Here is a 21,639-nt window from a genome sequence, read left to right as displayed (position 1 = left end):
GAAAACCTCGTTTATTGTTGTTGTCGGGCGCTCTTCATCTTGGTCAAAGCGCGATTTTCACCGAGACAGGATCCCCATCCTGTTCTCGGCCTGCTGCTGGGTGCTGCTGTGAGACATTCGTGCAGTATTCAGATTCGAAAAAATATAGACAAGAAACGCTGCTGTCAAAGGTCGAAAGTGAACCGTCAGTCACAATCGAACTGTTAGTCACATGAATGACCACATCGTTCACGCGGCAGGCTAACCACGGACGAACGGCAAAGGGCCCGCCAAGCCAGGGAAACAGCACCGCAATAGAGCCATTTGTCGATCAATGTCCTAGAATCCAGCGCAGTATTTTTGATCTATCGCCAAGCCTGGAGCTGCCATGACCCCCGCATTGGATTTGTTGAAAAAAGTTCGTGCCGAACATCGTGTGCACAGTTACGAACATGATCCCAAGGCAGCGTCCTACGGACTGGAGGCGGCGGAGAAACTCGGATTGGACCCGGCACAAGTGTTCAAGACCTTGCTCGCGGCCAGCGAAAAAGGTGAATTGCTGGTGGCCGTGGTGCCGGTCGTCGGAAGTCTTGATTTAAAGGGCCTGGCGCATGCAGCAGGGGTGAAAAAAGTCGAAATGGCCGACCCGGCCGCTGCGCAGCGATCCACCGGTTACCTGTTGGGCGGCATCAGTCCGCTGGGGCAGAAAAAACGCCTGCGCACCTTTATCGACAATTCGGCTCAGCCCTTTTCCAGCATTTTTGTCAGTGCCGGTCGTCGCGGCCTGGAAGTCGAATTGGCACCTGCCGTGCTGGCCGAACACACCCAGGCGAAGTTCGCCGATATCGGTCGCGCGTGACGGCTTATCAGTGTTCGGTGTGGGGCGAAGAGTTGATATGCGGGCTGGAAGGGGATCGGGTGAGGCTAGGCGGGGGGGGGGTGATGATTGGCGGGGATGCGACGCTCGTTGCGAGCGGAACGCAGATGCTCGGTTGACCGAAACCTACTGTGGGAGCGAGCTTGCTCGCGATAGTGGACGGTCAGTCAATGATGATATCGACTGACAGTCAGCCTTCGCGAGCAAGCCCGCTCCCACATTTGGTCCGTGTTTGTCAGCTGGCAATGCTGTGCCGGCGGACACCGGATTCGCTGGCCGGCATCTGCGCCGCCGTGCTGCCCGATGCCTGGAACAGCACCAGGTGTTCAGCCGCAACACGAATGCCGACCTCTGCCCCCACCTGATGATCGGCATGGCTCGGGAAAATCGACTCCAGCTGCGCGCCAGTCGGCATCTGCAAGCGATACAAGGTCGACGCCCCCTGGAAAGACTTGCCGACAATCTTCGCCTTCAAACCGTTGTCCGGCGCATAAACGATGTCATCCGGACGCAGCAGCACGTCCACTGCACCACCGATCGGCCAGGTGTACGCCCGGTTGCCGCGCAACTCGCCCAGCTCGGTCTGTACTGACTCCGGGCTGTTCAACTGACCGCGAATGAAGTAACCCTGGCCGATGAAACTGGCCACAAAAGGCGTGAGCGGTTCGTGATACAGGTTGTAGGGCGTGTCCCACTGTTCCAGGCGACCTTCCTTGAAAACCCCCACATGGTCGCTCACCGCGAAGGCTTCTTCCTGGTCATGGGTCACCAGAATCGCGCTGGTGCCACGGGTCTTGAGGATGTCGCGCACCTCGTGGCTGAGCTTGCGTCGCAGCTCGCCATCGAGGTTGGAGAAGGGTTCGTCGAGCAGCAGCAGTTGCGGCTCCGGCGCCAAGGCCCGGGCCAGGGCGACACGCTGCTGCTGGCCACCGGACAGCTCATGGGGGAAGCGCTTGCCGAGGTTTTTCAGGTTGACCAGTTCCAGCAGCTCTTCGATGACACGATCCTTTTTCGGGTGTTTGCGGATCCCGAAGGCGATGTTCTCGGCCACGCTCAAATGCGGGAACAGCGCATAGTCCTGGAACACCATGCCGATCCGGCGTTTCTCCGGAGCGAGGGTGAAGCCGGCGCGGGAGATTGTTTCCCCGGCCAGCTGGATTTCACCTTCGTGCACCGGTTCGAAACCGGCAATCGCCCGCAGGGTGGTGGTCTTGCCGCAGCCCGAAGAGCCCAGCAGGCAACCGATATCGCCGGCATTCAAATGCAGGTTGAGGTTCTGTACCACCCGCTGGTCTTGATAGCCGCAAGCGAGGTTGCGCAGGTTAAGCAGTAATGGATGGCTCATGCGTGGTGATACGAAGGTGGGACCAGAAACTCGAGCAGGGCCTTTTGTGCGTGAAGCCGGTTCTCCGCTTGATCCCAGGCGACGGAGCGTTTGTCGTCCAGCAGGTCGAGGCTGATTTCCTCGCCGCGGTGGGCAGGCAGGCAATGCATGAACAACACATCTTGCGCGGCCAGATCGAGCAGGGCCCGATTGACCTGGAACGGCGCGAACAGCTTCAGGCGCTTCGCGGTTTCTTCTTCCTGGCCCATGGAGGTCCAGACATCGGTGCTCACCAGATGGGCGCCGCGCACGGCATCCTTCGGATCGCGGACGATGGTCACCCGATCGCCGGCCTTGGCCACGAATTCCGGATTGGGCTCAAAACCCTCCGGGCACGCGACTCGCAACTGGAAGTCGAACTGGATCGCCGCTTCTATATAGCTGTTGCACATGTTATTGCCGTCGCCGATCCAGGCCACGGTCTTGCCCTGGATCGAGCCGCGGTGCTCGAGGAACGTCTGCATGTCGGCCAGCAACTGGCAGGGGTGCAGGTCGTCGGACAGGCCGTTGATCACCGGCACGCGGGAGTTGGCGGCGAATTCGGTCAGGGTGCTGTGGGCAAAGGTACGGATCATCACGGCATCGAGCATGCTCGACATCACGATGGCGCAGTCGCCGATCGGCTCGCCACGGCCCAGTTGCGTGTCACGCGGCGAAAGGAAGATTGCCTGGCCTCCGAGCTGGATCATGCCGGCTTCGAACGAAATACGGGTACGGGTCGAGGACTTCTCGAAAATCATCCCGAGCACGCGGTTTTTCAGAGGCTCGAACAGTACGCCGCGGTTACGCAGGTCTTTGAGCTCAACGCCTCGACGGATCACGCTGACCAGCTCTTCGGGCGTGCAATCCATCAGTGAGAGAAAGTGCCTTGCGCTCATCATTGACTACCTTTTTGCAACAGACCGCAGATACTCAAAGCCTTGTTTAACTGAAAAACGGGCGAGACCTGCGGCGTAAGCCGCACGGGGCGACGAAATAGGGGAAGGCGCGATCTTATAATTAAATGTCGCGTCTTACCAATAGGGCTACGGTTTTTAGGGGATTTCAGAGGGGCTATGGGGTGACCGCAGTAGCGCTTTTGAAGTCTGTTTCCTGACAGCAGCCCGTCATTTGTACACCGGGCCCCCAGGGCTTTGCAATAAAACGGGTGGGGATGACATGGCGACGGTCGGTTTGCGGCCTGCCATTCGGGGCGATGGAGGTCTGAAACATTTGATAAAGCAGGGGGCTGGGTTATAACTAAAGGCTCAAGCGACGCAGGAAACTTTTGGAATGGAATCGAAAGAACAGCAGTTAATGGAATTACTCAGCCTCACGGCCCGCTCTCTGACCCATCTCACCGCATCCATGACCTCGATGTCCTTCGAGCTGATGCGCAGTAACGACGAGGTTACCAAGACTGCTGGCCGGCGGATGATCGACCGCATGGCGACCATCAGCACCGGTCTCGACGAGCACTGGCGACTGATCGGCGAACTCACTGGCGTGCATCTCGCCCAGGAACAGGTTGAAACCGTTCAGGAGATCCAGTTGCAGGCGCCGGCGAACCTGCCGCCGAACTGATCCACAAACGCCATCGGCCGGCCTGATGGTCGCCGATTCACAAGACGCACGTCGCTGGCGCGACGCCGGGTCACGCGCCATAGTTTTGTTCCCGCGGCCGACATTGCCCGCCCAGAACAAGACAGAGACTGGCCATGACCAAGACTCTCCATCACCGTGCCTGCCACCTGTGTGAAGCCATCTGCGGCCTGACCATCGAAACCACCGAGGCCGAAGGCCGCGTGCAGATCACCTCGATCAAGGGTGATGCCCAGGATACGTTCAGCCGCGGGCATATCTGTCCCAAGGCCGTTGCGCTGCAGGATATTCAGAATGATCCGGATCGCCTGCGGCAGCCGATGCGGCGGGTTGGCTGTGAATGGCTGCCTATCGAGTGGGAAGACGCCTTCAGCCTGGTCGCCGAACGCCTGGCGGCGATTCAGGAGCGTCACGGGCAGAACGCGGTGGCGGTCTATCAAGGCAATCCCAGCGTGCACAACTACGGGCTGATGACCCACAGCAACTACTTTCTCGGCCTGCTGAAAACCCGCAACCGGTTTTCCGCGACATCGGTCGACCAGTTGCCCCATCACCTGACCAGCCATCTGATGTACGGCCACGGCTTGCTGTTGCCGATCCCGGACATCGATCACACCGATTTCATGCTGATCCTGGGCGGCAATCCGCTGGCGTCCAATGGCAGCATCATGACCGTGCCGGACGTGGAAAAGCGCCTGAAGGCCATTCAGGCCCGGGGCGGCAAAGTGGTGGTGGTCGATCCGCGCCGCAGCGAAACGGCGGCGATGGCCGATCAGCATCTGTTCGTGCGTCCGGGTGGCGATGCGGCCTTGTTGTTCGGGCTACTCAATACCCTGTTCGCCGAAGGGCTGACCACAGGCAGTCATTTGCCGGTGGACGGTCTGGATGAAGCCCGTGCCGCCGTCGCGAGTTTCACTGCCGAGGCCATGAGCCCGCTGTGTGCCGTGCCGGCCGAACGGATCCGCCAATTGGCGCGCGACTTCGCGACCGCCCCGACAGCGGTTTGCTATGGGCGCATGGGCGTTTCGACCCAGGCGTTCGGCACCTTGTGCCATTGGGTGATGCAACTGATCAATCTGGTTACCGGCAACCTCGATCGCGTGGGCGGGGCGCTGTGCACCGAACCTGCTGTGGACCTGGTGGCCTCGACTTCGGGCGGGCACTTCAATCTGTGGCAGAGCCGGGTGTCCGGGCGTCCCGAATACGCTGGCGAACTGCCGGTGTCGGCGCTGGCCGAAGAGATGCTCACAGAAGGGGAAGGGCAGGTTCGGGCACTGATCACCGTGGCGGGCAATCCGGTGCTCTCCACCCCCAATGGCCGGCAACTGGAACAGGCGCTGGACGGGTTGGAGTTCATGGTCAGCGTCGACCTGTACATCAATGAAACCACGCGTTATGCCGACCTGATCCTGCCGTCGACCGCGGCGCTGGAAAACGATCACTACGACACCACCTTCAATATGTTCGCGGTACGTAACGTGACGCGCTTCAACCGCGCGATTCTGGCCAAGCCGGAAGGTGCGTTGCATGACTGGGAAATTTTCGTGGGGCTGGCCAAGGCCTTTGCCCTGAAGACCGGCAAGGAATTGAAGCCGACGGTCCCGCCGGCGCAGATGATCGATAGCGGCTTGCGGGCGGGGCTGTATGGCGATGCTTCGCAGCACAAGCTGTCGCTGGCGACTTTGTTCGATCACCCCCATGGTGTCGATCTCGGGGCGTTGAAATCCAACCTGGCTCCACGTCTGACAACCGCCAACCACCGAGTTCAGGCCGCACCGGCGGCGATCCTTGCCGACCTGGCGCGTTTCGCCGCCTTGCGGGCTCCGGCCCTGGATGAGTTGCTGATGATCGGCCGCCGTCATGTACGTAGCAACAACTCGTGGATGCATAACTATCACCGTCTGGTGAAGGGCAAGCCGCGCCATCAATTGCTGATGCACCCGGACGATCTGGCCAGTCGTGGGCTCGACGACGGGCAGCGAGTGCGGGTCAGTTCGCGGGTCGGTGTCATCGAAGTTGAAGTGCTCGCCAGCCTGGAAATGATGAAAGGCGTGGTCAGCCTTCCTCACGGTTGGGGCCATGCGCGGCCAGGCGTGCAGATGACGATTGCCAGTGGCCAGCCAGGCGCCAGTGCCAACGACCTGACGGATGAATGTCAGCTCGATGAGTTGTCGGGCAATGCGGCGTTGAACGGTGTACCAGTCACCGTGGCGGCGGCTTGATCAAGTCTGTGGGGAGGCCGAGCATGGCGCTCGGGTTTCCGTTACAATGCGCTACCGTGCCGACCCTTGAGTCGGAAAGTTCAGCCGAGGTGCTCCATGGATATCATCGAAACGATTAAAGAGCAGATTGCTAACAACACCATTCTGCTTTACATGAAAGGTTCGCCAAATGCCCCGCAGTGTGGCTTCTCCGCGAAAGCCGCGCAGGCCGTGATGGCATGTGGTGAAAAGTTTGCTTATGTGGACATCCTGCAGAACCCGGAAATCCGCGCCAACCTGCCAAAGTACGCCAACTGGCCAACCTTCCCGCAATTGTGGGTCGGTGGTGAGCTGGTCGGCGGTAGCGACATCATGACTGAAATGTCGGCCGATGGTTCGCTGCAGGCCACGATCAAGGCCGCTGTCGAAGCGGCTGCTGCCAACAAGTCCGAAGCCTGATCCGATACCTGTAGGAGCGAGGCTTGCCCGCGAAGAACGATGACGCGATTTATCAGTAACACCGCGTTATCGTTTTTCGCGGGCAAGCCTCGCTCCTACGGGAACGCACATAAAAAAGCCCCGCTTCTTTAAAAGAGAGCGGGGCTTTTTATCGGCTTGGGTTCAGCGAGCGCTGATTTACTCTTCGCCCATCTGCGATTGCAGATAGTTCTCAAGACCGACTTTATCGATCAGGCCCAGTTGGGTTTCCAGCCAGTCGATATGTTCTTCTTCGGACTCAAGGATGTCTTCGAGCAATTCACGGCTACCGAAGTCGCCAACGGTTTCGCAATGTGCGATCGCCACCTTGAGATCGGCATGACCGGTTTTTTCGATACGCAGGTCGCACTCAAGCATTTCCTGGGTGTGTTCGCCGATCTGCAGCTTGCCCAGGTCCTGGACGTTCGGCAGGCCTTCGAGGAACAGGATGCGCTTGATCAGCTTGTCCGCGTGTTTCATCTCGTCGATGGATTCGTGGTATTCGTGCTTGCCGAGCTTGTTCAGACCCCAATCTTCGTACATGCGCGCATGCAGAAAGTATTGATTGATCGCGACCAGCTCATTGGCAAGGATTTTGTTGAGATGCTGGATGACTGTAATGTCGCCTTTCATGATGGGGTCCTGCCCTGTATTAGCTGTCTATAAGGCAGAGTTTGAGCCGCATAATTAAGAGTGTCAAACCTAAGTTATTGAAACTTAAGTGAAAATTAATCGGAATAAGAATGTTTGTGTTCCGCGTCTAGAGCGTAACCGATTGATTTTCAGGCATAAAAAAACCGGACATCAGTCCGGTTCTTTGAAATACGGTATTTATGCAGCGGTAAATTCTACAGGAAAGGGAATCGCAGCCTGGGCCGATTGTATTTTGGTCAGGGTTTCGCGCACCACTTCCTTGGCAAGGCAGGCGCATTTACCGCATTGACTGGCAACGCCGGTAGCCTGGCGGACTTCCTTGTAGCTGCAGCATCCTTCATAGATTGCTTCGCGGATTTGGCCGTCGGTGACGCCAGTGCAGAGGCAGACATACATAAGTGAAAACCGTCGCTGGTTGTGACTCAATTGCGATGGATCTTAATGTTAACGAGAATGATTGTCAAAGTGGTTTCTGACAGCTTCGCGTTATAAGGGGGCGCGACCGACGAACGGTTTTTTCCCAGCAATGTGCCAGTAAGCGCCGGGAAGCATTTTAACCTGTCTGCGAAAAACCGTTAAGGACAGCTCAAAAACGCAGTGTATGATGGCCGGTCCTTATGAAGCGGGTTCGTGTCACAGGGCTGTCGCCTGAAGGTGGCAGGCTGGCGCAAACCCGGAACTTCACGTTTTTACACCAGGAGATATCCAATGAGCGTACTCGTAGGCAAGCAAGCCCCTGACTTCACCGTACCGGCCGTACTCGGCAATGGCGAAATCGTAGACAGCTTTACCCTGTCGTCGGCCATCAAAGGCAAATACGGCCTGGTGTTCTTCTACCCACTGGACTTCACCTTCGTTTGCCCGTCCGAGCTGATTGCTCTGGACAACCGCATGTCCGACTTCAAGGCACGCAACGTTGAAGTGATCGCCGTTTCGATCGACTCGCACTTCACTCACAACGCCTGGCGCAACACCCCGGTCAACAATGGTGGTATCGGCGAAGTCCGTTACACCATGGCGGCCGACCTGAAGCACGAAATCGCCAAGGCCTACGACGTTGAGTCCGAAGGCGGCGTGGCTTTCCGTGGCGCGTTCCTGATCGACGACAAAGGCGTTGTCCGCTCGCAGATCATCAACGACCTGCCGCTGGGCCGTAACATCGAAGAGCTGATCCGCCTGGTCGACGCTCTGCAATTCCACGAAGAGCACGGCGAAGTTTGCCCTGCCAACTGGAAAAAAGGCGACAAAGGCATGACCGCTTCGACCGAAGGTGTCGCGGCTTACCTGACCGAGAACGCTGCTGCGCTGTAAGGCATGTTCGAGGCATAAAAAAACCGGCCCTGGAGGCCGGTTTTTTTATGGGCGTTGCGGTTAGTCGTTGTAGTCTTCCCAGCCGCCCATCTGTTTCCAGCGGTTGACGATGCCGCAGAACAGCTCGGCCGTCTTCTCGGTGTCATAACGAGCCGAGTGCGCCTCGCGACCGTCGAAGTCGATATCGGCGGCCTGGCAGGCCTTGGCCAGTACGGTTTGACCGTAAGCCAGGCCTGCAAGCGTTGCGGTGTCGAAGCTGGAGAACGGATGAAACGGGTTGCGCTTCATGTCCAGGCGCGCAACCGCCGCGTTGAGGAAGCCCAGATCGAAGCTGCTGTTGTGCCCGACCAGGATCGCCCGCTTGCAACCGTTGGCCTTCAGGGCCTTGCGGATGCCGCGGAAGATATCGGTCAGCGCCGCTTCTTCACTCACGGCCATGCGCAGCGGGTGATCGAGCTTGATCCCGGTGAATTCCAGCGCGGCGGCTTCGATGTTCGCGCCTTCAAACGGCTCGACGCGGAAGAAGTAGGTGTGATCGGCGTACACAAAGCCTTTTTCATCCATGGCGATGGTGGTAGCGGCAATTTCCAACAAGGCGTCAGTGGCAGAGTTGAAACCCCCGGTTTCAACGTCGACAACAACGGGCAGGTATCCACGGAAGCGCTCAGCCATCGGGTGGCGCGGACCACCTCCGCCGCCTTGACCGTCCTGTTCGTCGTCGAAATGGTCTTCACTCACGCGTGTTCCTCCAGCAGGCGCCAGCGCAGTTTTTCACCGGCGCGCAGCGGGATTACAGTCAGCTCGCCAAATGGCAGGCTGGTCGGGGCGGTCCACTCTTCGCGGACCAGGGTGATGCGATCGGTGTTCACCGGCAGGCCGTAGAAACGCGGGCCGTTGAGGCTGGCGAAGGCTTCGAGCTTGTCCAGCGCGTTGCGCTGTTCGAAGGCTTCGGCGTACATCTCGATCGCGGCATAGGCGGTGTAGCAACCCGCACAGCCACAGGCGGCTTCCTTGGCGTGCTGGGCATGGGGCGCCGAGTCGGTGCCGAGGAAGAACTTGTCGCTACCGCTGGTGGCGGCGTCGAGCAGCGCTTCCTGGTGCGTATTGCGCTTGAGAATCGGCAGGCAGTAGAAGTGCGGCCGAATCCCGCCCACCAACATATGGTTGCGGTTGTACAGCAGGTGATGGGCGGTAATGGTCGCGCCGACGTTGGCCGAGGCCTCATTGACGAACTGCACGGCATCTGTGGTGGTGATGTGTTCGAACACCACTTTGAGCGTTGGGAAACGCTCGACCACACGACGCATGTGCTCATCGATGAAGATTTTTTCGCGATCGAACACGTCGACATCGCCACGGGTGACTTCACCGTGGACCAGCAGGGGCATCCCGACTTCGGCCATGGCCTCCAGGGCAGGGAAAATCTTGTCGATGCTGGTGACGCCAGAGTCCGAATTGGTGGTCGCGCCGGCCGGGTACAGCTTGGCGGCGTGAATGAAACCGCTGGCCTTGGCCTCGCGAATTTCTTCGGGTTGGGTACGGTCGGTCAGGTACAGCACCATCAAGGGTTCGAAACGACTGCCGGCCGGGCGTGCAGCGAGAATCCGCTGGCGATAGCCGTCGGCTTCAGCGGCGTTGCGCACCGGAGGTACCAGGTTGGGCATGATGATGGCGCGACCAAAGGTGCGCGCGACATCCGCAACGGTATTGGTCAACACGGCACCATCGCGAAGATGTATATGCCAGTCGTCGGGACGCAGCAGGGTCAGGCGGTCGGACATGAGGGGATTCCAGGCGGGTCAAACTCAGGGGAATGCTACCGGAAAAGACTCCTCCAGGCACTCGCTATCAAGTTTTGCGGGAAGCTTCCGATATCCAACAGGTATGCCGTGAACCTATGTGTGTCGGTCTTTTTGTTGTAGAAGCCAGTGGAGCCTCCCGTGCGCCAGCGTTATTTAGCCCTGCTCAGTGTGTTTGCCAGCCTTCCTGCGATGGCGCTCACTTTCCAGACCCGCCTGGAGAGCATCGAGTGGACGGTCGAAGGTGACACGGTCGAATGCCGCCTGATTCAGCCGATAACCGATTTTGGCTCGGGTGAGTTCGTGCGCCGCGCCGGTGAGCAGGCGACGTTTCGGCTGAAGGTTTATAACGCGATGATCGGCGGCGGTTCGGCGACCTTGCTGGCGGCTGCGGCGCCATGGCAGCCGGGGCGGGGCGACATCAACCTCGGTGCCGTGCAAATCGGTAGCGGTAATGTGCTGTTCAACAGCTCGCCAGTACAGGCCGGGCGCTTGATCAGTGGCTTGATGGACGGCCGCAGTCCGGTGGTGCGGCATTATTCGGGCGATGGCCGGGTATCGGAAGTGCGTCTGTTGCCGGTCAGGTTCAGCAAGGCCTTCAACGCCTATCAGGCCTGTGTAGCGAAGCTGCTGCCGAAGAGTTTCGAACAGGTCAAACAGTCCCGGATCGGCTTCCCCGGCGAAGGCATCGATCTCGACGCGCAGGCCAAGGCACAATTGCAAGTGATGCTCGAGTTCATGAAGGCCGACCCGACGGTCAATCACATCGAGCTCGATGGTCACTCCGACAACAGCGGCAACCGCCTGACCAACCGGGAGCTGTCGCGGCGCCGGGCCCTGGCGGTCATGGAGTTCTTCAAGGCCAACGGTGTCCAGGCGTCGCAGATCACCGTGCGCTTCCACGGTGAACGTTATCCGTTGGTGCCCAACATCACTGCCGCCAACCGGGCGAAGAACCGTCGGGTCAATGTACATCTCGCGCGGGTGGCGCCGACCGAACAACCGCCCCCTCGCGCCACGGCGTCGGCGAGCGCAGCATCGACGTTCTGAATGCGCTGTAATCGTCGCGTGCTCGACATAATCTGTCGCTTCGTCGTCATAAGCTGTCGCGCCTCTGTAAATTATTCTGCATGACCGGTAGACTTGACGGCTTTCCGTAGAACCCCGTGGAGTGATGGCATGGCGGACGTAAACAAGGTCGTTCTGGCGTATTCCGGCGGCCTGGACACTTCGGTGATCCTCAAGTGGCTGCAGGATACTTATAACTGTGAAGTCGTGACCTTCACCGCTGACCTGGGTCAGGGCGAAGAGGTCGAACCGGCCCGCGCCAAGGCTCAGGCCATGGGCGTAAAAGAAATCTACATCGACGATCTGCGCGAAGAATTCGTGCGTGATTTCGTGTTCCCGATGTTTCGCGCCAACACCGTTTATGAAGGCGAGTACCTGCTGGGTACTTCCATCGCTCGTCCGTTGATCGCCAAGCGCCTGATCGAAATTGCCAACGAAACCGGCGCTGACGCCATTTCCCACGGCGCTACCGGCAAGGGTAACGACCAGGTGCGTTTCGAACTGGGCGCCTACGCCTTGAAGCCAGGCGTGAAGGTCATCGCTCCGTGGCGCGAATGGGACCTGCTGTCCCGTGAAAAGCTGATGGATTACGCTGAAAAGCACAATATCCCGATCGAGCGTCACGGCAAGAAAAAATCCCCGTACTCGATGGATGCCAACCTGCTGCACATCTCCTATGAAGGCGGCGTGCTGGAAGACACCTGGACCGAGCACGAAGAAGACATGTGGAAATGGACCGTCTCCCCGGAGAAGGCTCCTGACAAGGCGCAGTACCTGGAACTGACCTACCGCAACGGCGATATCGTCGCGCTGGACGGCGTCGAAATGACCCCGGCCACCGTACTGGCGACCCTGAACCGTATCGGTGGCGAACACGGTATCGGTCGTCTGGACATCGTCGAGAACCGCTACGTCGGCATGAAGTCCCGTGGCTGCTACGAAACCCCTGGCGGCACCATCATGCTGCGCGCCCACCGTGCGATCGAATCGATCACCCTGGACCGCGAAGTGGCTCACCTCAAGGATGAGCTGATGCCTAAATACGCCAGCCTGATCTACACCGGTTACTGGTGGAGCCCTGAGCGTCTGATGCTGCAACAGATGATCGATGCGTCCCAGGCTCATGTGAACGGCGTCGTGCGCCTGAAGCTGTACAAGGGCAACGTGATCGTCACTGGCCGCAAGTCCGACGAATCGCTGTTCGACGCCAACATCGCAACCTTCGAGGAGGATGGCGGCGCCTACAACCAGGCCGATGCGGCGGGCTTCATCAAGCTCAATGCCTTGCGCATGCGTATTGCGGCGAACAAAGGCCGCAAGCTTTTCTGAGATGCCAGAGAGCGTCGTGCAACGCCGTAATTGAATCCGTGGCCTTGTCGTCGACAAGGCCACGGATCTGAATGGGGGATGTTCTGCCTGGCATTGCTGTGCAGCGTGCTGATGACTTTCCTGTCTGCCTCCACCTGGTCTTCAATCGCTATTGACCGCCCTGCGTCAATGGATGCGTTTGATCAATGACCGTCACGTCATTTGAATTCAAATTGTAAGCAGCATAGAGCGATGCACCACGGTGTTTCTTTGTGTTTTTTGCATGTTTGAATCTGCTCTCCTTCAGTAGTCTCTCTGATTCAGTACAGGTGATGAACACGATGGCGTGGGCCGCTTTTCCCTGTTCTTGTTGAATCTTCTCCAGCGAGGCGCCCATCTCGATTTTTTGGCTCATCCCGCGTATATCGACGATGTACAGGTCTTTGAGTCGCTCCGGCAGGCGGACGTAGTGCTCTGCCGCAGTCTGCAGATCCGTCCCGGGAGGGTCCTGTGCGTAACAGGGAGTGTGTGTGGATCCGCGATCGATCGTCGATTGACTTCGGGCCGATTTTTTTTGTGTCAACCTGGATTCACTCTTTCCCGGGCGCCCGGCCTTGTTCATGGCTGTTATGAAATGCTCGCCTTTTTCAAAATCGGAGGGTGCATAAAGCGACCGATAATTGAAGTTGAGTGTGGCAAAGAAAAGAAAGAGCAGATAGAAAGGAAAGCTGATCAGGAACCAGACGTAGATATCTCTGTCTTCGTCATCGAGGAAGGGTAGGGAGATAGCTGCTGAAGTTTCAGACAGGGTTGCGAATATCGCGATCAGTGTCATGGGGTTGGTGATTCTTTGTTTTATGTTTTCCATGTTTTATTCTCATTGAAGTTTGTCTTTTCTCAGGGGGTTTGTGGGAGAGGTTTTGGTCTGCTACTCGGGATGGTAACTGCTGGCTAGTGTTTCGGGTATGCCGGTTACATTGTATTAGGGTATGGATTGTCGTTTGGCGGTATGAGTGTGAGCACGCGGAATGGGCGAAGTTGTTAATGTGCATCCTGGTTTGGAAAATATCGGTTACTTTCCAGGATAGTTGAAGCGTCATTAGATGGCGGATTTTCCGTCTCTGAGTTTTTTTGTTTATTTTATGGTTGCAAATCGATACAAAAAAATTTTTGTAGAATGGCAGGTCGAGCGTCTGATACGTTTTCTGATGCAGTGTATTCGAAGAATTTTTGTAGGAATAATCTGTGTTGTGCGTAGGGAATGTCTCTTGCTGTGGGTGGCCGGGGGGGGCGGCATGCCATGGGTGAAACGACTAGGCTATTGTGCGGGCTCTAAAAATTCGAACAGCGAAATTGGACTTGCCCATGAATAAAGTGCTGATCGTGGATGATCACCCCGTCATTCGTCTCGCGGTACGTATGCTGATGGAACGTCATGGCTACGAAGTCATTGCAGAAACAGATAATGGCGTGGATGCGTTACAACTTGCCCGCGAACTCATGCCCGATATTGTCATTCTGGACATTGGCATTCCGAAACTTGATGGGTTGGAAGTCATTGCGCGTCTGACATCGGCAGCAATGCCAATAAAAGTATTGATACTGACGTCCCAGGCACCTGGTCATTTCTCCATGCGTTGCATGCAGTCGGGGGCGGCCGGATATGTCTGCAAGCAACAGGACCTCACTGAATTGCTCAGCGCAATAAAGGCGGTGTTGTCAGGCTACAGTTATTTTCCGAATCAAGCCCTGCACACTGTGCGTTCCAGTCTGGGCAATGCCAGTGAATCCGATATGGTGGATCGTCTGTCGGGGCGGGAAATGATGGTGTTGCAGCAATTGGCCCGGGGAAGGACCAACAAGGAGATTGCCGACGGAATGTTCCTCAGCAATAAAACCGTCAGTACTTACAAGACTCGCTTGTTGTTGAAGCTCAATGCCCGTTCCCTGGTCGATCTGATCGAATTGGCGCAACGCAATGGTCTGGTGTGACGGCTGCAATGTTGACGATAGGCGTTAGGCGTTTATCAGGGGGCGGCACTTAGTAAAAAGCCTCCGTTTCGGGAGGCTTTTGAGGTGTCATAGGTCAAAATCATAATCGGCCAATTGCTTTTGCAGTCGGCGCTCCTCCAGCATATTGTCAATGGTGCGGCGTTTGTTGAGGTTGGTCTTTGCCACTTCAACCACAGGTTCGGCGTCATCAGCCTCAATGGGGGTGAAGTCGTCTTCTACGTCCAATTGCTCGTTGCCAGTACTCATAAGGTCAACTCCAGGCTAAGACTGCCTTTGGCGCTCCTTATATCGACATTCTTGCGGCGGGTAAAAAAGATTTTTTCAATCGATAAATCAAAAAACCTAATAGCGCCTCAATCGTCCGAGGTCTTGTGCTTGTATTCGCACAGGTCTTCAATCCGGCAACTGCCACAGCGGGGCTTGCGCGCCAGGCAGACGTAACGCCCGTGGAGTATCAGCCAGTGATGGGAATCGAGCAGGTATTGCTTGGGCACGAACTTCATCAGTTTCATTTCGACCTCGACCACATTCTTGCCCGGCGCAATCCCGGTACGATTGCTGACCCGGAAGATATGGGTGTCGACGGCCATGGTCAGCTGGCGGAATGCGGTATTAAGCACCACGTTGGCCGTTTTGCGACCGACACCGGGTAGCGCTTCCAGCGCTTCGCGGGTTTGCGGCACTTCACCTCCATGACGCTCCAGCAGCAAACGACAGGTCTCGATCACGTTTTTCGCTTTGCTGTTGAACAGGCCGATGGTCTTGATGTACTCCGACAACCCCTCGACGCCCAGGGCATGAATCGCGGCCGGCGTATTGGCTATCGGATAGAGTCTGGCAGTGGCCTTGTTGACGCCGACATCGGTCGACTGCGCCGAAAGAATCACCGAGATCAGTAATTCGAACGGCGACGAGTAGGCCAGTTCGGTCTTCGGTTCCGGGTTGTCTTCGTGAAACCTGCGGAAAATTTCCAGGCGTTTTGCAGCATTCATGGACAGTGATTTTCCTCGAAGACAGTCAGTGTGAAGGAGTCGGGTGGGCCCAGGCTTGCCAGGCGGCGAGCAGCAGCCCGAGCAGAATGAAGCCGCCGGGCGCCAGGATCGCCAGGCGCATCCCACCGTCGGCGGTCAGGACCCAGCCTGGCCAGTCCGGTTGTGTTGCGCCAGCCAGCCAAGGCAGGTGGCTGCCCAGTGTGCCGCTGCCAATCAGCTCCCTCAGCAGGCCCAGCCCCACCATCAGCGCGCCGAACAGGCCACACAGGCGCAGGCGATCACGCCCTGTATGCTGGAAAAAACCGCTCTGGTCCATGACGACGCATTGCAAGGCGATCAATCCTGCATAAAACCCCAGATGCTGGTGCCATTGGAGCGACCAGGCTTGCGCAGCAAGTTGCGCACAGCTGGTCAGCGTGGCCGCCAGCACGACGCCAGCCAATACGTGTACAGCCGGAACCAGTCGGGCGCGCAAGGCGCCCATGCACACGCCAAAGGCACTGCTGACCACGATGAACATCAGCCACAGGCCCAGCGCTTTCATCAATGAGTCCGTCGCGCCGATCAGTGGCGCCAGCATCAGCGAGTTTTGCAGGGTCGATGAGTTATTCATGGGCGCTGCTCCCGATCAGTTGTTGCGAGTGTTCATCGAAGTAGCGCAACGCATCATGAATGGCGTTGATCGCCGCTCTTGAAGTGATGGTCGCACCAGCGATCTGATCGAATGTCCCCTGATCTTTTTTCAGGGCCCAGCCCGCATCGCCGGGTTCGGCTCGCGATTTGCCGGCAAAGACTTGAAGCCAGGCGTTGGGCCAGTCGGCAATCCTGCCACCCAGCCCTGGAGTTTCCGATTGATTGAGGGTTTTGACGCCCAGCAACTGGCCATTTGCGCCGATGGCGATCAGCAGCTCGATTGAACCTGCATAGCCCAGGGTCTGGCTGCGCAGCAATATGGCGCTGGGCTGGCCGGCCTTGGTCACCCGGTAGCCACCCAGCAGCACGCTGTCAGGCAAGCCTGTTTTTACAAGGCTGAGGGGCTGTTCCAGTGGTTGATTGTCATAACTGTCAGGGGGCAGCAGGTCGAGCAGGTTACGACTGTCGATCAGGCGCTGTTGCTCCGCAATGTGCGGCATGCCAGTGCGCTGCAGGAGGTAGGTTGCGCCAAGTCCCAGGCCTGTCAGTAACAGCACAATCACAGCACTCGACGCTCGGTTCATGGCTCGACCCGCTCCTGTCTGGACGCGGCCATCCGCTCCAGCGCCGGTACGCACAGGTTCATCAGCAGTACGGCAAAGGCCACGCCGTCCGGATACCCGCCCCAAGTGCGAAGCACATACGTCAGCAGACCCACGCCCGCGCCGAACAGCAGTCGGGCACCGGGGCTTTTGGCGCCGGACACCGGTTCGGTGACAATGAAGAATGCACCCAGCATGCTCGCCCCAGTGAGCAGATGGAACAGCGGTGAGCCATGGGAATCGGAGCCGGTGCCATTCCAGCACAGCAGACTGATCACGAACAGGCTGGCCAGCATGCCGACCGGCGCGTGCCAGCTGAACACCCGCCGTTGCAGCAGAAACGCGCCGCCGGCCAGAAAGGCCAGGTTGACCCATTCGATACCACGCGCGCCGAAGCGGCCGAATGCCGGGTTATCGGCGAACAGTTCGTCCATGGTCAGGCTTTTGTTGATCCGCAGGCTGTCCAGTGCCGTGGCCTGGGCCCAGGCATCCGGCGTCTGGCCGAGATCGACAGCGAACACCTGCCGCAAGCCACCGAGCAGGTCCATGCCATGGGACGACGGCCAGTGGGTCATATGCTGGGGAAAGGCCACCAGCACCAGGGCAAAACCGAGCATGGCCGGGTTGAACGGATTCTTGCCGACGCCGCCATACAGGTGCTTGCCGAACAAGAGCGCAAAAGCCGCAGCACTGACCGTCAGCCACCACGGGCAATAAGGCGGCAAAGCCAGTGCCAGCAGCGTCGCACTGACCAGCGCGCTGCCGTCGCTCAAGGTCGGTTTGACGGGGCGTTTGCGCAACTGCAATACCAGCGCTTCAACCGCCAGTGCAGTAACGCCCGCCAGCATCAGGTTGATCAACACGCCCCAGCCATACCACCAGAACAACATCAGCATCCCCGGCACTGTGGCCAGCAATACCTGCTTCATCGCCTGCTGAAGGCGTTCGTCGGCCGATTCAGGCAGTGGCATGAGCATCCACCTGCTGCTCGGCTTCAGTCACCGCGCGCGCCAGTGCTGCAATGTGTTCGGCCGGTGCTTCACTGGCTTGAGCTTTCTTGAGTTCGGCACGGCGCATGGCCAATTGGATCTTCGCCCGATTCAGCTGCGCATTGTTCGCCGGAGCAGCAGGCGCCGGGGAGGGTGGCGCACTGCTCTCCAGTTTGGCCAAGGCTTGCTCGGCGGCCTCGAACTGCTGTTGCAGTACGATTAGCTGCGATTGCTGTTCGAACGTTGGCGGATGCCCGAACGCCTTGAGCGATTTGTTCAGTTGCGCGCGGCTCATCGCCAGATCGATCTTCGCCTTTTTCAACGCCGCATCGGCACTGGCGGCCTTTTGCGCGAGTACGCGCTCCAGAGCTGCCTGCACCGGGTCGAGCGTCACGTCACTGGGCTGCGGCACGGCGCGTTGCGCCCGTGCGTGGCGCTCGGCGAGTTTCTGTTCTTCTTCACGACGCAAGCGGGCATTGCGCTGTTCGAAGCGGCGCCGTGCGTGATTGCGTTTCGCGGCGCGAGCCTGTTGCTGTTCAAGACTGGACGCCAGGCCGCCGACCACCGGCACTACCGTAGCCAGCGGCAGCGGCCGCATCTCGATGCAATCCACCGGGCAGGGCGCTACGCAGAGGTCGCAACCGGTGCATTCGTCGACGATGACCGTGTGCATCAGTTTCGCTGCGCCGACGATGGCGTCGACCGGGCACGCCTGGATGCATTTGGTGCAACCGATGCACTCGGCCTCGCGGATATAGGCGATCTGTGCCGGCGCCGATCCACGACTGACATCCAGCTCCAACACCGGCACCTTCAGCAGTTCAGCCAGGGCCTCGATGGTTTCGCTGCCGCCCGGCGGGCACTTGTTGATCGGCTCGCCGCTGACGATGCCTTCGGCGTAAGGCTTGCAGCCGGGGTGGCCGCACTTGCCGCATTGGGTCTGCGGCAAGAGGGCGTCGATGCGTTGAATCAGACTCATGTTTTGATCAGCCCGCTGAATCCGAGAAAAGCCACTGCAATCAGACCGGCGCCGATCAGGTCGATCGGCAGGCCGCGAAAGGGCAGGGGGATATCGTTATCGATTGTGCGCTGGCGCAAGTCGCTGAACAGGCTCAGTACCAGCCAGAAACCCAGCCCGGCGCCAAGGCTCATGGCCGTGGCGTGGAACAATCCCTTGTCATTCTGAACATTGATCAGCGCCAGGCCGAGCACACCGGCATTGCCCAGCAACAGCGGCCAGAGGCCTTCGAACGAAAGCTTTGGAAAGATCCGCCCCAGCAACTTCAGCATTGGCGCGATCAACAGCACGCTCAGTGGCAGAAACACGAACAGGCGCAGCGGCGTCAGCCCCAGAGGGACCAGCAGCCAGTGGTAAAGCGCATGGCTCGACATGCCGACAATCAGCATCAGGCACGTCGTCGCGATGCCCAGCGCATGCACCTGGCGGCGCTCGGTGCCCAGCAGTGGATCGACGCCCAGCGGCCAGTGCAATACGAGATTGTTGATCAGAGCTGCGCTGATAAGCGTAAGAAGCATCTCGGTCATGATCGTGCCGGCAAGAACGGGGGCTTTCCAAAGGAACTGTCTAAAAAGAGAGTAGGCATTATCCGGCAAGGATGGAGGGTGGGCCAGATATGAAAATCCCACAGGCGCGACAGGCACGACTGTGGGATCGATTTACTTCAGGATATCACTTGATGCGCTGACCTGGCTTGGCGCCACTGTCGGGGCTGAGCAGGTAGATTTCTTCACCCCCAGGGCCGGCGGCCATCACCATGCCTTCGGAGATGCCGAATTTCATTTTCCGGGGCTTGAGGTTGGCGATCATCATGGTCAGGCGACCATCCAGCTTGGACGGATCCGGGTAAGCGCTCTTGATCCCGGAGAACACGTTGCGTTGCTCGTCACCGATGTCCAGGGTCAGGCGCAGCAGTTTGTCGGCGCCTTCCACGGCTTCGGCCTTGAGGATCAGGGCAACGCGCAGGTCGACCGCGGCAAAGGCATCGAACTCGATTTCCGGCGACAGCGGATCCTTGGCCAGTTCGCCATTGCCGGCAGGCGCAGCATCGCCGGTGTCGGTCTGGCTGGCGGTCAGGTCTTCCTTGGAAGCGTCGGTCATGGCTTGCACCTTGACCGGGTCGATACGGGTCATCAGCGGCTTGAACTCGTTCAGCTGATGGTTGCTGAGCAAGGTGGCGTGGTCGTTCCAGCTCAGCGGCGCGACGTTCAGGAACGCCTCGGCATCGGCAGCCAGCAGCGGCAGCACCGGCTTGAGGAAGATCACCAGCTGGCGGAACAGGTTAATGCCCAGGGCGCAGATGGCCTGGACTTCTTCCTGCTTGCCTTCCTGTTTGTTCAGGGACCATGGCGCCTTGTCGGCGATCCAGGCGTTGGCACGGTCGGCCAGGCCCATGATCTCGCGCATGGCACGGGCAAAGTCGCGAGCCTCATAGGCTTCGGCGATGCTTGGCGCAGCGGCCAGGAAGGCTTCGGTCAGTTCCGGCGCGGCATTGCCCTCCACCAGCACGCCGGCATTGCCTTTGTGGATGAAACCGGCGCAACGGCTGGCAATGTTGACGACCTTGCCGACCAGGTCGGAGTTGACCTTCTGCACGAAGTCTTCGAGGTTCAGGTCCAGGTCGTCGACGCCACGGCCCAGCTTGGCCGCGTAGTAGTAACGCAGGTATTCCGGCGACAGGTGATCCAGGTAGGTCCGGGCCTTGATGAAGGTGCCGCGGGACTTGGACATTTTCTGACCGTTGACGGTCAGGTAGCCGTGCACGTTGATCCCGGTCGGTTTACGGAACCCGGCGCCTTCGAGCATGGCTGGCCAGAACAGCGCGTGGAAATTGACGATGTCCTTGCCGATGAAGTGGTACAGCTCGGCGGTGGAGTCTTTGCCCCAGAACGCATCGAAGTCCAGTTCCGGCTTGCGGTCGCACAGGTTCTTGAAGCTGGCCATGTAGCCGATCGGCGCGTCCAGCCAGACATAGAAGTACTTGCCCGGCTCGTCGGGGATCTCGAAACCGAAGTACGGCGCATCACGGGAAATGTCCCATTGTTGCAGGCCGGCATCCAGCCATTCGGCGATCTTGTTGGCCACGGCTTCTTGCAGGGTGCCACTGCGGGTCCAGGCCTGGAGCATTTCCTGGAAGTCCGGCAGCTTGAAGAAGAAGTGCTGGGAATCCTTGAGCACCGGGGTGGCGCCGGAGATTGCTGACTTCGGATCCTTCAGGTCGGTCGGTGCGTAGGTCGCGCCGCATTTTTCGCAGTTGTCGCCGTACTGGTCTTCGGTGCCGCATTTCGGGCAGGTGCCCTTGATGAAGCGGTCGGCCAGGAACATTTTCTTTTCCGGGTCGAAGTACTGTGTGATCGAACGCGTGGCGATGTGCCCGGCGTCGCGCAGCTTCAGGTAGACCTGGCTCGACAGCTCACGGTTTTCTTCGGCGTGAGTGGAGTGGAAATTGTCGAAGTCCACCAGGAACTCGGCAAAGTCGGCGCTGTGTTCAGCCTGGACGTTGGCGATCAGCTGTTCCGGAGTGATGCCTTCCTTTTCCGCGCGCAGCATGATGGCCGAACCGTGGGCGTCGTCGGCGCAGACATAAATGCATTGATTGCCGCGGTGCTTCTGGAAGCGCACCCACATATCGGTCTGGATGTATTCCAGCATGTGGCCAAGATGGATCGAACCATTGGCATAGGGCAGGGCGCTGGTGACGAGGATCTTGCGTGGCTCGGACATGGGGCTCGGCTACTTGATGAAACGGAGGT

23 protein-coding genes are annotated in these 21,639 nt (G+C 58.7%); 8 read left to right on the top strand and 15 right to left on the bottom strand.

All coding sequences use genetic code 11. The annotated features are described in order from the left end of the window. Positions 1–367: 367 nt before the first annotated feature. Positions 368–838: a Cys-tRNA(Pro) deacylase gene (gene ybaK / locus F8N80_RS19800; RefSeq protein ID WP_150745061.1), complete on the top strand. Its 471-nt coding sequence runs from the start codon at positions 368–370 to the stop codon at positions 836–838. Between the two features lie 253 nt (positions 839–1,091). Here ybaK and F8N80_RS19795 read toward each other — a convergent pair whose 3' ends face one another. Then, positions 1,092–2,201: an ABC transporter ATP-binding protein gene (locus F8N80_RS19795; protein WP_150784532.1), complete on the bottom strand. Its 1,110-nt coding sequence runs from the start codon at positions 2,199–2,201 to the stop codon at positions 1,092–1,094. Continuing rightward, positions 2,198–3,118 carry an ornithine carbamoyltransferase gene (gene argF / locus F8N80_RS19790; RefSeq protein ID WP_150745063.1) on the bottom strand — a complete coding sequence of 307 codons (921 nt, stop codon included), beginning with the start codon at positions 3,116–3,118 and terminating at the stop codon, positions 2,198–2,200. Before argF ends, F8N80_RS19795 begins: the two co-directional genes overlap by 4 nt. Before the next feature lie 394 nt (positions 3,119–3,512). Here argF and F8N80_RS19785 point away from each other — a divergent pair, with 394 nt between their 5' ends. From F8N80_RS19785 to grxD, 3 genes are all read left to right on the top strand, one after another. Next, entirely contained in the window at positions 3,513–3,803 is a 291-nt protein-coding gene (locus tag F8N80_RS19785) for a hypothetical protein (protein WP_150745064.1), read from the top strand. 134 nt (positions 3,804–3,937) lie between these two features. After that, complete coding sequence (locus F8N80_RS19780; protein WP_150784531.1) at positions 3,938–6,043, top strand: molybdopterin oxidoreductase family protein; 2,106 nt, start codon at positions 3,938–3,940, stop codon at positions 6,041–6,043. 96 nt (positions 6,044–6,139) lie between these two features. Continuing rightward, entirely contained in the window at positions 6,140–6,481 is a 342-nt protein-coding gene (gene grxD, locus F8N80_RS19775; protein ID WP_150745066.1) for a Grx4 family monothiol glutaredoxin, read from the top strand. A 177-nt stretch (positions 6,482–6,658) separates the two neighbouring features. Here grxD and bfr read toward each other — a convergent pair whose 3' ends face one another. Together bfr and F8N80_RS19765 are read right to left on the bottom strand one after the other, a co-directional pair. Beyond that, positions 6,659–7,132: a bacterioferritin gene (bfr, locus tag F8N80_RS19770; RefSeq protein WP_064679481.1), complete on the bottom strand. Its 474-nt coding sequence runs from the start codon at positions 7,130–7,132 to the stop codon at positions 6,659–6,661. A gap of 198 nt (positions 7,133–7,330) precedes the next feature. Further along, complete coding sequence (locus tag F8N80_RS19765) at positions 7,331–7,549, bottom strand: bacterioferritin-associated ferredoxin (RefSeq protein ID WP_150745097.1); 219 nt, start codon at positions 7,547–7,549, stop codon at positions 7,331–7,333. Positions 7,550–7,861: 312 nt separating this feature from the next. Here F8N80_RS19765 and F8N80_RS19760 point away from each other — a divergent pair, with 312 nt between their 5' ends. Further along, positions 7,862–8,464, top strand: coding sequence for a peroxiredoxin (locus F8N80_RS19760; protein WP_064679479.1), 603 nt, complete (start codon positions 7,862–7,864; stop codon positions 8,462–8,464). A gap of 60 nt (positions 8,465–8,524) precedes the next feature. Here F8N80_RS19760 and rnt read toward each other — a convergent pair whose 3' ends face one another. Both rnt and pyrC read right to left on the bottom strand, forming a co-directional pair. Continuing rightward, positions 8,525–9,202 (bottom strand): ribonuclease T, encoded by a 678-nt coding sequence (gene rnt / locus F8N80_RS19755; RefSeq protein WP_150745067.1) that lies wholly within the window; start codon positions 9,200–9,202, stop codon positions 8,525–8,527. Further along, positions 9,199–10,245, bottom strand: coding sequence for a dihydroorotase (gene pyrC, locus F8N80_RS19750; RefSeq protein WP_150745068.1), 1,047 nt, complete (start codon positions 10,243–10,245; stop codon positions 9,199–9,201). The genes rnt and pyrC overlap by 4 nt, the downstream gene beginning before the upstream one ends. Before the next feature lie 159 nt (positions 10,246–10,404). Here pyrC and F8N80_RS19745 point away from each other — a divergent pair, with 159 nt between their 5' ends. Then, the gene (locus F8N80_RS19745) at positions 10,405–11,313 is read left to right on the top strand and encodes a flagellar protein MotY (RefSeq protein WP_150784530.1); all 909 of its coding nucleotides are present in this window, start codon (positions 10,405–10,407) and stop codon (positions 11,311–11,313) included. Between the two features lie 129 nt (positions 11,314–11,442). After that, positions 11,443–12,660, top strand: coding sequence for an argininosuccinate synthase (locus F8N80_RS19740; RefSeq protein WP_007898502.1), 1,218 nt, complete (start codon positions 11,443–11,445; stop codon positions 12,658–12,660). A 148-nt stretch (positions 12,661–12,808) separates the two neighbouring features. Here F8N80_RS19740 and F8N80_RS19735 read toward each other — a convergent pair whose 3' ends face one another. Continuing rightward, positions 12,809–13,507, bottom strand: a complete 699-nt coding sequence (locus F8N80_RS19735; protein WP_150784529.1) for a hypothetical protein — start codon at positions 13,505–13,507, stop codon at positions 12,809–12,811. Between the two features lie 497 nt (positions 13,508–14,004). On the opposite strand from F8N80_RS19735, the gene F8N80_RS19730 reads away from it, so the two are divergent. Next, the gene (locus F8N80_RS19730; RefSeq protein ID WP_150745071.1) at positions 14,005–14,631 is read left to right on the top strand and encodes a response regulator transcription factor; all 627 of its coding nucleotides are present in this window, start codon (positions 14,005–14,007) and stop codon (positions 14,629–14,631) included. 87 nt (positions 14,632–14,718) lie between these two features. On the opposite strand, the gene F8N80_RS19725 is transcribed toward F8N80_RS19730, so the two are convergent. From F8N80_RS19725 to metG, 8 genes are all read right to left on the bottom strand, one after another. Next, complete coding sequence (locus F8N80_RS19725; RefSeq protein WP_150745072.1) at positions 14,719–14,898, bottom strand: PA3496 family putative envelope integrity protein; 180 nt, start codon at positions 14,896–14,898, stop codon at positions 14,719–14,721. Between the two features lie 107 nt (positions 14,899–15,005). Beyond that, a complete protein-coding gene (gene nth / locus F8N80_RS19720; RefSeq protein WP_150745073.1) occupies positions 15,006–15,644 on the bottom strand; it encodes an endonuclease III in 639 nt (212 codons plus the stop codon). Between the two features lie 25 nt (positions 15,645–15,669). Then, positions 15,670–16,257 carry an Rnf-Nqr domain containing protein gene (locus F8N80_RS19715; protein ID WP_150784528.1) on the bottom strand — a complete coding sequence of 196 codons (588 nt, stop codon included), beginning with the start codon at positions 16,255–16,257 and terminating at the stop codon, positions 15,670–15,672. Continuing rightward, a complete protein-coding gene (locus F8N80_RS19710; protein WP_150784527.1) occupies positions 16,250–16,861 on the bottom strand; it encodes an RnfABCDGE type electron transport complex subunit G in 612 nt (203 codons plus the stop codon). The genes F8N80_RS19715 and F8N80_RS19710 overlap by 8 nt, the downstream gene beginning before the upstream one ends. Next, entirely contained in the window at positions 16,858–17,850 is a 993-nt protein-coding gene (locus tag F8N80_RS19705) for an RnfABCDGE type electron transport complex subunit D (protein WP_150784526.1), read from the bottom strand. The genes F8N80_RS19710 and F8N80_RS19705 overlap by 4 nt, the downstream gene beginning before the upstream one ends. Then, positions 17,837–18,847: an electron transport complex subunit RsxB gene (gene rsxB / locus F8N80_RS19700; protein ID WP_150784525.1), complete on the bottom strand. Its 1,011-nt coding sequence runs from the start codon at positions 18,845–18,847 to the stop codon at positions 17,837–17,839. The genes F8N80_RS19705 and rsxB overlap by 14 nt, the downstream gene beginning before the upstream one ends. Next, entirely contained in the window at positions 18,844–19,413 is a 570-nt protein-coding gene (locus F8N80_RS19695) for an electron transport complex protein RnfA (RefSeq protein WP_150784524.1), read from the bottom strand. The genes rsxB and F8N80_RS19695 overlap by 4 nt, the downstream gene beginning before the upstream one ends. Before the next feature lie 145 nt (positions 19,414–19,558). After that, positions 19,559–21,610: a methionine--tRNA ligase gene (gene metG / locus F8N80_RS19690; RefSeq protein WP_150745079.1), complete on the bottom strand. Its 2,052-nt coding sequence runs from the start codon at positions 21,608–21,610 to the stop codon at positions 19,559–19,561. Positions 21,611–21,639: the final 29 nt, after the last annotated feature.

It is taken from the genome of Pseudomonas fluorescens (assembly GCF_902497995.1).
GTDB classification, from domain to species: domain Bacteria; phylum Pseudomonadota; class Gammaproteobacteria; order Pseudomonadales; family Pseudomonadaceae; genus Aquipseudomonas; species Aquipseudomonas fluorescens_BK.
The sequence above is the reverse complement of the archived record's forward strand: the minus strand, read 5'-3'. Positions and strand labels throughout refer to the sequence as shown.